This window comes from Sphingomonas paeninsulae (genome assembly GCF_003660165.1).
Classification (GTDB): domain Bacteria; phylum Pseudomonadota; class Alphaproteobacteria; order Sphingomonadales; family Sphingomonadaceae; genus Sphingomonas_O; species Sphingomonas_O paeninsulae.
The window spans coordinates 1,992,854-2,005,344 of sequence record NZ_CP032829.1 but is presented as its reverse complement, the minus strand read 5'-3'; the positions used below and the strand labels follow the sequence as shown (position 1 = coordinate 2,005,344).

Genomic DNA, 12,491 nt, shown 5'->3' with positions numbered 1-12,491 from the left:
CCTGTGATTGGTCATTTATCAGAATCCGTAGATGCCACCGCGATCGGTTCGGCTCATTATGCGGATGCGGACGATGTCGTTGTCGCGCTGTTCGCGAGCCTTCTCGACGATGCGCCCTGGTCCGCTTTCCTTGAGCGCCTTGCGACTGCTGCATCGGCAGCGTGGGCTACGCTTATCCTCACGCCGCGAGCGGGCGATCAGCCCGGCATGATACTGACTCCGGGTGCTGATCCCGGCATCGGCCTGGATTACACCCGGCGGCTTTTCGCGAACGATCCTTTCACCGGATTGCCCGAGGGAAAGGTGTCGCATTTCCGCGAATTCGTTTCGGCCGCAGCTCTTGACCGCAACGTCGCCTATCGCGAATTTCTGTCGCAGACGAGCAGCGACGAAGTGCTGGGTCTCGATATCCGCGAGGCAGGCGGTCTGGAACTGCGCCTGCGGCTCACGCGTGCGGCAGACCAGCCCCCATTCGAACCTTCTGATTATCAGCGTCTGGAGCAACTCGTGCCCCATCTGCGGACCGCTCTCAAACTGTTCGATAGACTTGCGACCGGGGAAACCGAGCGCGGTATCTATGCGGGCGCAGTCGCGCAGATGGCGGTGGGCGTGGTGATTCTGGACTGGCGGGGCAAGGTCATCCGATTGAACGCGCGCGCGTCCGAGATTTTGGCTGAATGCGATGGAATTGCGCTGCGTAATGCCACGATCCGGATCGATGACAACGAGCTTGCCCGGCAATTGCACGCGCGGCTCCTGCACACCGACGATGCTGGCTTGCTGACGTTGCGCATTCCACGGCCATCCGGCCACGGCGACCTGCTGCTGATCGCGGGGAGCGCCAACGCACCCGACTACCTCGTGGCCGGTGGCGGACCCGCGACGGTTTTGTTCCTGAACGATCCGGTGCGATCGCCCCGAATCTCGGCGGATGCACTCAGGGATTTGCTCGGCCTTACCCAAAGCGAAGCCGGCATTGCCGCCAATATTGCCAGCGGCCTGTCCCTGGCCGACGTTGCCGCCCACCACGGCATTTCCCCCAATACGGTGCGCGCACACCTTCGCGCGATCTTCAACAAAACCGGGGTGAAGCGCCAGTCCCAGTTGGTTCACCTCGTCCATCACAGCCTTCCGGGGCTGACTAGGCCAGCGGACTGAGATCAGCCCGCCAGCGGTGGAAAGGATGAAAGCAGCGCCGCATCGACGAGTTGAGCCTGACCATTCAAGCCGGCCGCACGTCGACTCATCAAAAAGATCGCGACTTCGGCAACCTGCTGGGCGGAAAGACCGCCGCGATAATCGGGATAATCGAGTTTATCCGGATCCTCGATCGCCTCGCTGCCTTCCAGACCGTTCATTGGCGTAAGCACCATGCCGGGACAGATCGCGTTGATCCGCAACGAACGTGCCGCGAACGCAGCCGCAGATGATTTTACCAGACCGATCAGGCCGTGTTTGGAGGTCGCGTAGGCGGCGGCCTCTGCAAAGCCGATCAGTCCAGCCGCAGATGCAGTCACCACGCACGCGCCGCCCGGCCGTAACCGCGTAAGGGCCTGTTGCACGCCAAGGAAAGTACCGCGCAGGTTCACGCTGATGATCCGGTCGAACAGTTCGACACTCACCTCGTTCAGCGGGATATAGGGCTGGAGCGTCCCGGCGTTCAAAAATGCCATATCGACACCACCGAAAGTACGCTCCGCCTCATCGAACATATGGATATTGTCCGCCTCTGCCGCGATATTTGCCACCACCGCCAGCGCGCGCCCGCCAGCCGCTTCGATAAGGGCGACTGTCCGCGCGGCGCTGTCGCCGTTCAAGTCCGCGACGACGACCGCAGCACCGTCCGCGGCAAGCCGCTGGCTGGCGGCTCGACCAATGCCCGAACCGCCGCCCGTGACGAGGGCAACTGCGCCCTCTCTCCCCTGCCCGCTCATTCGGCAGCAAGCGCCGTAGGCACCTGATTTCGAAAGTGCGGAATAACCTTTGTGCCGATATTCCGGATGGTTTCCATGATCGACGAATGGGGAATGGTCCCCATTTGAAGAAGGAACAACACTTCGTCAGCACCGGCTTCTTGCAGTCGCGTCACGTAACGGATGCAATCGTCCGCATTCCCATAGGCATCCTGCGCCACAGCGTAGTTGCTGGTATGCTCGTCACCGAGTGTGATCTTTTCTTCCGAAAGATAGGTAACGATCGCTTCCTTGCCCTTATTCAGCGCAGCTTCCTGCTCCTCAGCCGAAAGATCGACAGTGCTTGGCTTCGGGCCACCCTGATACCAATGGGCAATAGCCTCTGCAAAGAAACGCTGACCACGCAGGCCGATGCGACGGGCTTCGTCGCGGTCGTCCAACACGCAAGCTGCACAGAAAGCGGCAAGATGTTCTGTCGGCACGATGCCAACCTGATCCTCGATCTTCCGATTGCGGAAGTTCTCGCGATAGACTTCGTTCTTGCGCGCGATCTCTTCCGGTCCAGAGAAACCAAGCACCAAAGCGCCAATCCCGCGCCGACCCGCAAGTTCGAGCGTCGCTTCGCGCGTGCATGCATAATAAAGTGGCGGATGCGGCTTTTGCAGCGGCTTGGGGTGGATCGGACGACGGGGAATCTTGATATATTCGCCGTCGTGTTCGATCTCGTCCTGCGTCATGATCTTTGGGATCAGGTACATCGATTCATCAATCATCGGTTGTAGTGTCGAAAGGTCATAGCCAAACGTACCGGCCTCTTGCTGGGTGCCGCCCTTGCCCATTCCGAAATGCACCCGTCCGCCCGACAGAATATCCAGTGTGGCAATCCGTTCGGCAACCTTAACGGGATGGTTCATCGCTGGCGGCAAACAAACGACACCGTGGCCAATGCCGATCCGCGTGGTACGCCCGGCAATATAAGCCAGGAAAGTTTCAGGGGCAGACATGTGCGCATATTGCGTCAGCGCAGTGTGTTCGACCGCCCATACAGTGTCGAAGCCCATTTCTTCGGCCAGAATCACCTGGTCAACGATCTCGTTGAAGCACGCAACCTCTGAGGCAGGCGATGGGTCGGCCATCTGGGCTTCATAGATGATCGAGAATTTCATGGATTACTCTCCTTGGTCCGCGTTGGATCGCAGTTTCCACTTTTGGCTAGGGCCGTATTCTTCCGGTTGCATCGTCTGTTTGGACTATGCGCTAACAAACCCGACGCTGCATGATGATGATGCGGCGTCGACCGCACAATAAGGGAGAATAAAATGGTGCGCCTGTCCCATCGTGGAATCTGCGTAAGTGATCTCGATGCATCCGAACGCTTCTACCGCGATGCGCTCGATTTCGGGGATCATCTGGATTACGGCGTAATCGAAGGCCCGGAAATGGCGCGCACCATGCAGCTTTCCGATGTGCGCGTGCGCTGCAAGATGCTGCGTCACCCGGACGGTCCGATGATCGAATTGCTGCACTTTCTCCAGCCTGTCGGTTTCGGCGACCGCACGCGCCGTTCGACCCTGCAATACGGCTTGGTCCACCTGTCATTCTATGTAGAGGATATCGACAAGGCAGCCGCTCGCATTGCGGCTGCGGGTGGCGCAGTCCACGCGGATACCCGCGCGCATTATGCGGAGGGACGCACGACGATGCTCTATTGCACCGACCCCGATGGTGTGCGGATCGAATTGATGCATAGCGAAGGCGTGCCAGCGCGCTTCTCGCATAGTGGCATCTGCATCGAAGACATCGATCAGGCGATGTTTTATTACAGTGCTCTCGGCTTCGAGCCTGTCGAAAATTACGTTCTCGACCAAGGCTATGAGTGGCTCGCGACCGTCAACGAAGTGCCCGGTATCAAGCTGCGCGCTCAGATGATGCGCGACGCAGAGGGCAATGTGATCGAGTTGTTGAAAGTGTTTGAACCTGCCTCGTTTGGCTCACGCCAACGCCGCGCTCTTAATCAACTAGGGCTAACGCACCTTGCCTTCTGGGATGATGATCCTGATGCGACGATTGCAGCGCTCACGGCACGGGGTGGCCATTTCGTCGAGGAAGCCCATGTGACGCTGCCCACAATAGAGCTTCAGCATGGCGCAGATCCAGACGGCGTCCGGATCGAACTGATGCGAACGACGATGGTGCCCGCCTAAGAGCGGGAGCACCGTCTGTTTTCAAATGGCAACTTCAGGAAACAGGCTCTAGCTGTTCGGCATCTGCACTTGCCATCGCAGCGGACATCCCCGCTTTTCGGCCAAAGAAAGTACAGTCGGCCAGGCTCATGCCCGAACTGTAACCGTGCCCCGATCGCGGCAGGCCAGACGTAGCGCGTCCAGCCGCAAACAGGCCGGGCACGGGCTTACCGCCTCGATCAAGGACTTCTCCACCGGGCAGCGTCGACAGGCCCCCAAGCGTGAAAAACGAAAAATAGCTGCCCGGAAAACTCAGCTCGAGAGCCGCGAACGGAGGCTGATCGAGAACCTTCAGCCACTTTGGTGCCTTGTGACAGACCGGATCAACACCTTCGCCTGCATAGCGGTTGAACGCGCGCACTGTCGCCGACAAGCTCTCTTCTGGCAGTCCGAGTTCGCGCTCTACCTCTTCCCAACTGTCCCCGACCGCAGCAATATCGATACGAGCAAGATCTATCGGGCGAGCGAAGATTTCGTTGTCCACCAGCAGCCACACGCGATCACCCGGCTGGTCGATCATCGTCCGGCTGACCCGCCCATGATAGCAATCTTCGTTAATGAAGCGCTGACCCCGGCTGTTGACAAAGATGCCCTTCACCAGACTTTCAGGCATGATCCACGGGCAGGTGGTGAAGAACTCGTCCATGTGGATCGCGTCGCCGCCAGCCCCCATGCCCATCAGAATACCCGATCCATTGTCGTTCTCACCGATCGGATCGGACAGTTTCAGCGTGCCGGGCGCGTAGCGGCGCAGCATGTCCTGATTCATGCAGAACCCGCCTGTGCAGATAATTACCCCACGCAACGCATGGACGTGCAAAACCTGCCCATCGATCTTTGCGACAAGCCCAACGATCCGCTCACCCTGCGCGATCAATCCGAGCACACGGGCATCGGTACGCACGTCAACGCCCGCATCGCGAACCCGCGTCTCGAGGATATCGACAAGCTGGCGGCCCCGCCCCAGCCCATATGCTGTATCACATGGCCTCGCGGTGCGGGCTTGGCACTTTCGGAATAAGGCCATGCTTCTTCGCTACCCGACCAGATCAAGGTGTCGTCGGTTTCCGGTTCAATGATTTTCCCCGGCAGGAATGTGCCTTTGTAGGGAACACCCTGCTCCTTCAACCATGCAAAATGGTCGAGACTGCCAGCCGCATATTGATCGCATTTGTCGGCATCGGCATCGGGGCCGCCCGCCATCTTCAGATACGCGGCCAGTGCTTCGGTACTGTCTTCGAAACCGGCAGCACGCTGCACATCGGTACCACCCCCGCCACCGAGGTAGATTTCACCACCCGATAGCGCGGATGCTCCGCCGCTTCCTGATCCTGCCTCGAACAGGGTCACGCGCGCACCGGCTCGCGCCGCTTCGAGAGCCGCGCAGGCCCCCGATGCGCCGAACCCAACCACCGCGACATCGGTCACGATATCCCACGCAGGAACGTCAGCGACATCGATCGGGCGATGCAGCGAAGCGTTAGTCACGCCGCCGCCTCACGCGCCTTAACCATGTCGAGCGCGACATCGATGATCATATCCTCCTGCCCACCAACCATGCGCCGGCGACCCAGTTCGACGAGGATCGCGCGGGTATCCAGACCGTGATCCGCGGCAGCCTTTTCCGCATGACGCAGGAAGCTCGAATAAACGCCGGCATAACCGAGCGCGAGCGTTTCGCGATCGACACGCACCGGTCGATCCTGAAGCGGTCGAACCAGATCTTCGGCTGCATCCATCAACGTCATTACGTTCAGACCGTGGTTCCAGCCCTTCCGATCGGCAGCAGCCGCAAACACCTCTAGCGGCGCATTGCCCGCGCCAGCGCCCATGCCCGCCAAGCTCGCGTCGATCCGAACGGCACCTTCTTGTGCCGCCACAATCGAGTTCGCCACGCCGAGGGAGAGGTTATGATGCGCGTGCATGCCGCGCTGCGTTTCGGGCTTCAACACACGATCATATGCGCGGAAGCGATCGCGAACTCCGTCCATGTCCAGCGCACCGCCACTGTCGGTCACATACACGCAATGGGCACCATAACTTTCCATCAACAGGGCCTGCTGGGCGAGCGCTTCGGGCTCGATCATATGGCTCATCATCAGGAAACCACCGACATCCATGCCGAGGTCGCGTGCGATACCGATATGCTGTTTCGACACATCCGCCTCTGTGCAATGCGTCGCGACGCGTACCGATCGGACGCCAATATCATAAGCGCGGCGAAGATCCTCGACCGTGCCGAGTCCCGGCAGGATCAACGTGGTCAGGATCGCGTGCTCCAACACGTCAGCCACAGCCTCGAGCCATTCCCAATCGGTATGCGCGCCAAATCCGTAGTTAAAGCTCGCACCCGACAGGCCATCGCCATGCGCGACTTCAATAGCATCCACTCCGGCCCGATCGAGCGCCTGAGCAATGTTCCGCACGTGGTCGATGCCGTACATGTGACGGATCGCGTGCATACCGTCGCGCAGCGTCACGTCCTGAATGTAAAGTTTCTGCGTGTTGACGTCGAAGCTCATGCCGCCACAGCCTTTCGATCAAGAATTTTCTGCGCAAGCAACTCACCGGTCGCTTTTGCGGCGGCGGTCATGATGTCGAGATTGCCGGAATAGCTGGGAAGATAATCGCCAGCGCCCTCGACCTCGAGAAAGATCGAGGTCTTGATGCCAGTGAACTCGCCATAGCCCGGAATCGTCAGCCGGTTATTGTCGCCATAGCGTTCGAACTGAACCTCCTGCTTCAGGCGATAGCCCGGCACATAGGCCTGAACCTTGGCAACCATGGCCGTCACCGATGCGCGGATCGCTGCTTCGTCACCGCCCTCAGACAGAGTGAAGATCGTATCGCGCATCATCATCGGTGGCTCGGCGGGGTTGAGGATGATGATCGCCTTTCCTCTGGCGGCACCACCAACCTCTTCGATCGCGCGCGCTGTAGTCCGCGTGAATTCGTCTATATTCGCGCGCGTGCCGGGACCGGCAGATCGCGACGACACCGAAGCAACGATTTCGGCATAATGCACCGTCGCAACCTGACTGACCGCAGCGACCATCGGGATCGTCGCCTGTCCGCCACACGTCACCATATTGACGTTGGGCTGGTCGAGATGCGCGTGCATATTGACCGGCGGGATAGTGAAAGGGCCAATCGCCGCGGGGGTCAGATCGACCACCTGCTTGCCGTCCGCGCGAAGCACCGCATCATGCGCCTTGTGAGCGTAAGCCGACGTCGCGTCGAACACGATGCCAATTTCCGGATAGCAGTCCATTGCCTGCAATCCTTCGATTCCGTCGTGGGTCGTCGCGACGCCACGTTCGCGCGCCATCGCCAACCCTTCCGATTTGGCGTCGATTCCAACAACAGCGACGAGTTCCATATGCTGGGAACCCTTCAGGAACTTCATCATCAGGTCGGTTCCGATGTTGCCCGATCCGATTATTGCCGCCTTAACTTTGGCCAACATTCTACTCCCTAGATGAACCGGATACTGCATTCGCCGATCCCGACGAGCTCCATTTCGAATTTATCACCCGCGCGCGCTGGCTCCAGTGGCACCAGACTGCCCGATAATATTACGTCGCCAGCATTAAGCGTCACACCATAAGCGCCCAGCGTATTAGCGAGCCAGGCGACCGCGGTCAGCGGCGACCCCTGCACTGCCGACCCATAGCCTTCGCTCAACGGCGCACCATTCTTGGTGACCTTGACATGTAACCCCGGCAGGTCGAGTCCACGCGGATCGACCCGCGCTGCGCCCAGCGCAAACACGCCACAGGACGCGTTATCGGCAACCGTGTCGACAATGCCGATTTTCCAGTCTTCGATCCGGCTGTCGACAATCTCGAAACAGGGCGCAATGCTCTCAGTTGCGGCAAGTACGTCTGCGTCTGTTACACCCGGACCATTCAAACTGGATTTCAGTATAAACGCAATTTCTGCCTCCGCACGCGGCTGGATCAGTCCATGGGCATCGATGTCGATATCGCCATCGACCCACATTCGATCGGTCAGAAAACCAAAATCGGGCTGATGAACGCCGAGCATATCCTGCACCGGCTTAGAGGTGACCCCGATCTTCTTGCCTACAACACGCTCGCCATCGGCGGTACGTCGCTCCAACACGCCGAGGGAAATCGCGTAGGCATCGTCGATGGTCAGTCTGCCATCCTGTCCGCTGATCGGCGGGATGGTCGTCCCCGCCCGCAGCGCATTATAGAGTCGTTCGGTCCAGCCCGCACAATCAACCATTAAGGAAAGCGATCGCATACCGGTTGAACTCAGCAGCGCGCTCAACCTGGACCCAATGCCCTACCTTGTTAAAGGTCATGAACCGCGCATCAGGACACGCATCAAGAAAACGCTGAGCACCGCTCACCGGGCAAAAGTCATCCTGCAGCCCCCAGAAACCGAGGATCGGCATCGTCAGTTCGCCAAGGCGCGGGGCGAGATTGGGCGTCTTCATCCGCGCCAGCACATCTTTCGATTGCGTGCGCGCCACAGCGTAACGCTCGGAAACGAGCGCGTCGGATATCACGGAAGGATCGTAAACAAGATTGGAAACAAGCCGCCGCTGGTCCGCCTCTGTAAAGTCCGGACTTGTGAAATCGCCCATCATTTTGGCAATTCCTGGCATCGCAAAATAGACCGGCAATTCCTCAACGCAGCCCGGTGCCATCATTACCAGTCGCGTTACGAAACCCGGGTGATCCAATGCCATCTGCATGGCAACGCCGCCGCCCAGAGAATTGCCGACCAGTATGGCCGATTCGACGTTAGCCGCTGTCAATGCTTCGTAAACCGTGTCGGTAAAAAGCTGTAGCGTGTAATCTATACCGGAAGGTTTTGAAGACGCGCCGTAACCGATCAGGTCCGGCAAAAGCACGCGATAACCCGCCGCTACGAACGTATCGATATTCAGTCGAAAATTGGATGCGCCCGATGCGCCGGGGCCGCTACCATGAAGGAACACAATGGTTGGCCCCGCACCGATTTCGGCGATGCTTATCTCGTAACCGCCTTCAACATTGTAGGTGGTCCGGCGCATTTCACTCAACATTCGACTTCTCCCTCACCGTCCCGCGCTCTGCTGTTATAGAAACAGGAATGCAGGCGGCTCTCCCATTAATCCACCGACAAGATCCGCAGCCATGTTATTGGGATCATTAGCAACGTGCGCTCGTGCAGCGTTGATGTCGAGCCAAGGCTGAACAACGGGACTGGACATATAAATCGCACGGCCGCCCAAAAGGGGGAGCATGTCGTCCACCAGTTCGGCGCAACGACGCACCACTGCGGATGACTGATAACGGTTCAGCGCGCGCTCCGACATCTCGATCGGCTCACCCCGCTCCGCCTTTGCCATCATCGCATTGAAACTGGACGTCAGCGTTGCTTCCATTTCGCCGCACTGCGCATAGGCGCGCGCAATCGCGGCCATCAGCGCGGGATCTGCCTTCGATGCCTTGCCGGTATTGGTCGACACGCGATCCTTGGCGATTACCAGCGCGCCGTTGATCGCCGCATGGAGACCGCCGATCGCGGCCGTAGAAACTGAACGAAGGAAAATCTGCGCCCAGGGGAGCGTAAACAGCGGCCCTGCATTCTCTTTTTGCCCCGGATTTGTGCAAAGAAACCCATCCGCTGCACGATGGGTCCGGTAATCAGGTACAAACGCGCGCTCTACCACGATGTCATGGCTGCCGGTGCCGCGCAGACCGAATGTGTCCCATGTTTCATCGATGACATAATCGCGGCGGGGCACCAGGAAGGTGCGCATATCGGGCGGGCCGCCGGGCTCGACCGAGGGGATGAGCGCACCCAGCAGCACCCAGTCGCAATGCTGCGAACCACTGGAGAAACCCCAGCGACCGCTCAGATAATAGCCACCTTCGGTATGCTCAACTTTTCCGACCGGCTGATAGGAAGAAGACACGAGCACAGAATTATCGTCTCCCCAAACTTCGGTCTGCGCTTTGTCGGAGAACAGAGCGAGTTCGTAAGGGTGACATCCGACGACACCATAGACCCAGCCCGTAGACATGCAGCCTTCGGCGATCAGCTTCAGCACATCAAAAAACACGTTGGGGTTCATCTCATAACCGCCCCAGCGACGCGGTTGGAGAATTTTAAAGAAACCCGCCGCCTTCATTTCGGCGATCGACTCGATCGGGACCTTACAATCCGCAATCGCCTGCTTCGCGCGAGATTTCAGGACAGGAATCATGGCGCGGGCGCGCTCGACCAGAACCTCCGCAGTCGGATATTCGATCTCGAGCGTCTTCGCCTTCACTGCCGTGGCCATGCCAATCTCCTGCGCCATTTTATATCGTTTCTGCAACAGCCTTATTCGTAGAACTTCAATAATGTTTACTACGCATATCGTCAAGCTACAGCTTTATGATAATGAATTGCCGATCTGGCGCGACTTAAATACCCGTGCTACGTTGATGCGAGAAGGCAGGCAAAGACCTGCAATACTAGGAAGTGGGATAATGGGGCATCTGGGACAACGCATGATATTCGTTAGAGTGGCGATGGCAGAAATGGTCGGGTTGGCAGTCGCGCAGCAACGAACGTCGGCAATGACCGGGGTGCTCGGTCAGGTTTCCGTGCGCTTCTGATGACTGGAACAAGCTCTCTGGCGGCCGATCTAGGTCTTTCGGTCGAGGACCCCTTGGTGCTTGATAATCCCGATGAAATTATATGGGATGAAACGGCCGATCTCGTCATCGTCGGTTTGGGAGGCGCGGGAATTGCGGCTGCGTTGGAAGGTCTTGAACGCGGCCTGAGCGTCGTCGCTGTTGATCGCTACGAAGGCGGTGGCTCAACTGCGGCCAACGGTGGCGTATTCTACGCGGGCGGCGGCACGGTCATTCAGCAAGCAGAAGGCGAAGACGACGATCCGGAAGAAATGCTCAAATACCTCCGCATGGAGGCAGGCGAAGTGGTGTCGGACGCCACGCTACGCCGCTTCGTCACAGAGAGCGTATCCACGGTCGACTGGATTATTGCGCACGGCGGCAAGCTTGCCGGCAATGTCTGGAAGGAAAAATCGTCCTATCCGCCGCTCGATCGCTTCCTCTATCATCCCGACAATTCGCTGGTGGCGCGTTATCGAGCCCAGGCGAAGCCCGCAGCACGCGGCCACCGTGCATTTGGGCGCGATGGCAAGAAGGCGTGGGGCTTAGGCAAGTTCATCACTGCTCCGCTCACCGCATCGGCGCTGCGGCTCGGGCTGCGCTTTCATCGTTTTTCGGAAGCGCGGCAGTTGGTTCAGGATAAATCCGGCCGCGTCATCGGGGTCAAGATTCTATCCATTCCCGAAGGGTCGACCGATGCCGCACGGTTTGCGCGCTATATTGCGCGGGCCAATTCTTTCCTCGCGGCGCTGCCACCGAGCATTCCTCTCGCATCGCTCACGATCGGAATCGGCAGCTATTATTTGCGCAAGGCTATGGCCATCGAGGCGCGTGGCCGTACCACACACATGATCCGCGCTCGCGAGGGCGTCCTGCTGAGTGCCGGCGGCTTCATCATGAACCCGCGAATGGTCGCCCGCTACGCACCCACCTATGCCAAAGGGATGCCGAATGGCACGCTGGGCGATCAGGGTGCGGGGATCGTGCTGGGTATGACGGCAGGTGGCTCGACTGCGCTGATGGACAAGATCAGCGCATGGCGGTTCATCAACCCGCCAAAGGCATGGTCTGACGCGATCGTCATCAACCGTGCGGGGAAGCGGTTCGTGGACGAGACCGTTTATGGCGCAACGCTGGGCGAACATATCGGCGATCATCAGGGCGGCATCGCCTGGCTTATCTATGACAAGGCGCTGCGGCGTCAGGCATTCAAGCAGGCCCGCGATCCGAAGCTGGTTCCCTTCCAGCGCGACGTTACATTGCTCAACCTTGCCTTTAACGCACGCAAAGCAAAAACGTTGGAAGCGCTTGCCGCCAAAATTGGCATCGACCCCGCAGGCCTCGCTGCCACCGTCGCCGATTACAACCGCGCCGCCGCTGGCTTGGCACCCGATCCGTTCGGCAAGGAAGGCAGCGATATACAGCCCATCGCCACGTCACCCTTTTACGCGATGGATATTTCGATCGAGAGCCGGTTTCTGCCCTTGCCTGTAATAACATTCGGCGGTCTGCGAGTGGACGAGGAGAGCGGTCTGGTCTTGGATGCGGCAGGCAAGCCCATCCCCGCCCTGTATGCGGCCGGGCGCACCGCAGTCGGCATCGCCTCGCAAACCTATGTCAGCGGCCTGTCATTCGCCGATTGCTTCTTTTCTGGCAGGCGTGCTGCACGCCACGCCGCTCGTGCTAACCAATGA

Annotated in this window: 12 protein-coding genes; 3 read left to right on the top strand and 9 right to left on the bottom strand. The window is 59.1% G+C overall.

All coding sequences use genetic code 11. From position 1 onward, the window contains the following. The first annotated feature begins 3 nt into the window (after positions 1-3). Positions 4-1,158, top strand: a complete 1,155-nt coding sequence (locus tag D3Y57_RS15255) for a helix-turn-helix transcriptional regulator (RefSeq protein WP_121153947.1) — start codon at positions 4-6, stop codon at positions 1,156-1,158. A gap of 2 nt (positions 1,159-1,160) precedes the next feature. Here the strand turns inward: D3Y57_RS15255 and D3Y57_RS15250 are convergent, their stop codons facing one another. Together D3Y57_RS15250 and D3Y57_RS15245 are read right to left on the bottom strand one after the other, a co-directional pair. After that, positions 1,161-1,934 carry an SDR family NAD(P)-dependent oxidoreductase gene (locus D3Y57_RS15250; RefSeq protein WP_121153945.1) on the bottom strand — a complete coding sequence of 258 codons (774 nt, stop codon included), beginning with the start codon at positions 1,932-1,934 and terminating at the stop codon, positions 1,161-1,163. Further along, positions 1,931-3,079, bottom strand: coding sequence for an LLM class flavin-dependent oxidoreductase (locus D3Y57_RS15245; RefSeq protein ID WP_121153943.1), 1,149 nt, complete (start codon positions 3,077-3,079; stop codon positions 1,931-1,933). Before D3Y57_RS15245 ends, D3Y57_RS15250 begins: the two co-directional genes overlap by 4 nt. 153 nt (positions 3,080-3,232) lie before the next feature. Here D3Y57_RS15245 and D3Y57_RS15240 point away from each other — a divergent pair, with 153 nt between their 5' ends. After that, positions 3,233-4,117, top strand: a complete 885-nt coding sequence (locus tag D3Y57_RS15240) for a VOC family protein (protein WP_121153941.1) — start codon at positions 3,233-3,235, stop codon at positions 4,115-4,117. Positions 4,118-4,151: 34 nt separating this feature from the next. Here D3Y57_RS15240 and D3Y57_RS15235 read toward each other — a convergent pair whose 3' ends face one another. Genes D3Y57_RS15235 through D3Y57_RS15210 form a run of 7 tightly spaced genes read right to left on the bottom strand, consistent with a single transcriptional unit; the run spans position 4,152 to position 10,460 of the window. After that, complete coding sequence (locus D3Y57_RS15235) at positions 4,152-5,096, bottom strand: FAD-binding protein (protein ID WP_277873358.1); 945 nt, start codon at positions 5,094-5,096, stop codon at positions 4,152-4,154. Further along, positions 5,030-5,644: an FAD-dependent oxidoreductase gene (locus D3Y57_RS21190; RefSeq protein ID WP_277873315.1), complete on the bottom strand. Its 615-nt coding sequence runs from the start codon at positions 5,642-5,644 to the stop codon at positions 5,030-5,032. Before D3Y57_RS21190 ends, D3Y57_RS15235 begins: the two co-directional genes overlap by 67 nt. Further along, the gene (dmpG, locus tag D3Y57_RS15230) at positions 5,641-6,678 is read right to left on the bottom strand and encodes a 4-hydroxy-2-oxovalerate aldolase (protein ID WP_121153939.1); all 1,038 of its coding nucleotides are present in this window, start codon (positions 6,676-6,678) and stop codon (positions 5,641-5,643) included. The genes D3Y57_RS21190 and dmpG overlap by 4 nt, the downstream gene beginning before the upstream one ends. Then, positions 6,675-7,619, bottom strand: coding sequence for an acetaldehyde dehydrogenase (acetylating) (locus D3Y57_RS15225; RefSeq protein ID WP_121156028.1), 945 nt, complete (start codon positions 7,617-7,619; stop codon positions 6,675-6,677). The genes dmpG and D3Y57_RS15225 overlap by 4 nt, the downstream gene beginning before the upstream one ends. An 11-nt stretch (positions 7,620-7,630) precedes the next feature. Next, positions 7,631-8,425 carry a fumarylacetoacetate hydrolase family protein gene (locus D3Y57_RS15220; protein ID WP_277873314.1) on the bottom strand — a complete coding sequence of 265 codons (795 nt, stop codon included), beginning with the start codon at positions 8,423-8,425 and terminating at the stop codon, positions 7,631-7,633. Next, complete coding sequence (locus tag D3Y57_RS15215) at positions 8,400-9,215, bottom strand: alpha/beta fold hydrolase (RefSeq protein WP_121153935.1); 816 nt, start codon at positions 9,213-9,215, stop codon at positions 8,400-8,402. Before D3Y57_RS15215 ends, D3Y57_RS15220 begins: the two co-directional genes overlap by 26 nt. A gap of 33 nt (positions 9,216-9,248) precedes the next feature. After that, on the bottom strand, positions 9,249-10,460 hold the full coding sequence (locus tag D3Y57_RS15210; RefSeq protein ID WP_121156027.1) for an acyl-CoA dehydrogenase family protein: 1,212 nt from the start codon (positions 10,458-10,460) through the stop codon (positions 9,249-9,251). A gap of 318 nt (positions 10,461-10,778) precedes the next feature. On the opposite strand from D3Y57_RS15210, the gene D3Y57_RS15200 reads away from it, so the two are divergent. Continuing rightward, positions 10,779-12,491 (top strand): FAD-binding protein, encoded by a 1,713-nt coding sequence (locus tag D3Y57_RS15200; RefSeq protein WP_121153931.1) that lies wholly within the window; start codon positions 10,779-10,781, stop codon positions 12,489-12,491.

What these genes read in the sequence shown, in the direction of transcription:
- D3Y57_RS15250 (WP_121153945.1), bottom strand. Translation starts at nt 1,934, where the DNA reads ATGAGCGGGCAGGGGAGAGAGGGCGCAGTTGCCCTCGTCACGGGCGGC.
- D3Y57_RS15245 (WP_121153943.1), bottom strand. Translation starts at nt 3,079, where the DNA reads ATGAAATTCTCGATCATCTATGAAGCCCAGATGGCCGACCCATCGCCT.
- D3Y57_RS15240 (WP_121153941.1), top strand. Translation starts at nt 3,233, where the DNA reads ATGGTGCGCCTGTCCCATCGTGGAATCTGCGTAAGTGATCTCGATGCA.
- dmpG (WP_121153939.1), bottom strand. Translation starts at nt 6,678, where the DNA reads ATGAGCTTCGACGTCAACACGCAGAAACTTTACATTCAGGACGTGACG.
- D3Y57_RS15220 (WP_277873314.1), bottom strand. Translation starts at nt 8,425, where the DNA reads ATGCGATCGCTTTCCTTAATGGTTGATTGTGCGGGCTGGACCGAACGA.
- D3Y57_RS15215 (WP_121153935.1), bottom strand. Translation starts at nt 9,215, where the DNA reads ATGTTGAGTGAAATGCGCCGGACCACCTACAATGTTGAAGGCGGTTAC.
- D3Y57_RS15210 (WP_121156027.1), bottom strand. Translation starts at nt 10,460, where the DNA reads ATGGCCACGGCAGTGAAGGCGAAGACGCTCGAGATCGAATATCCGACT.
- D3Y57_RS15200 (WP_121153931.1), top strand. Translation starts at nt 10,779, where the DNA reads ATGACTGGAACAAGCTCTCTGGCGGCCGATCTAGGTCTTTCGGTCGAG.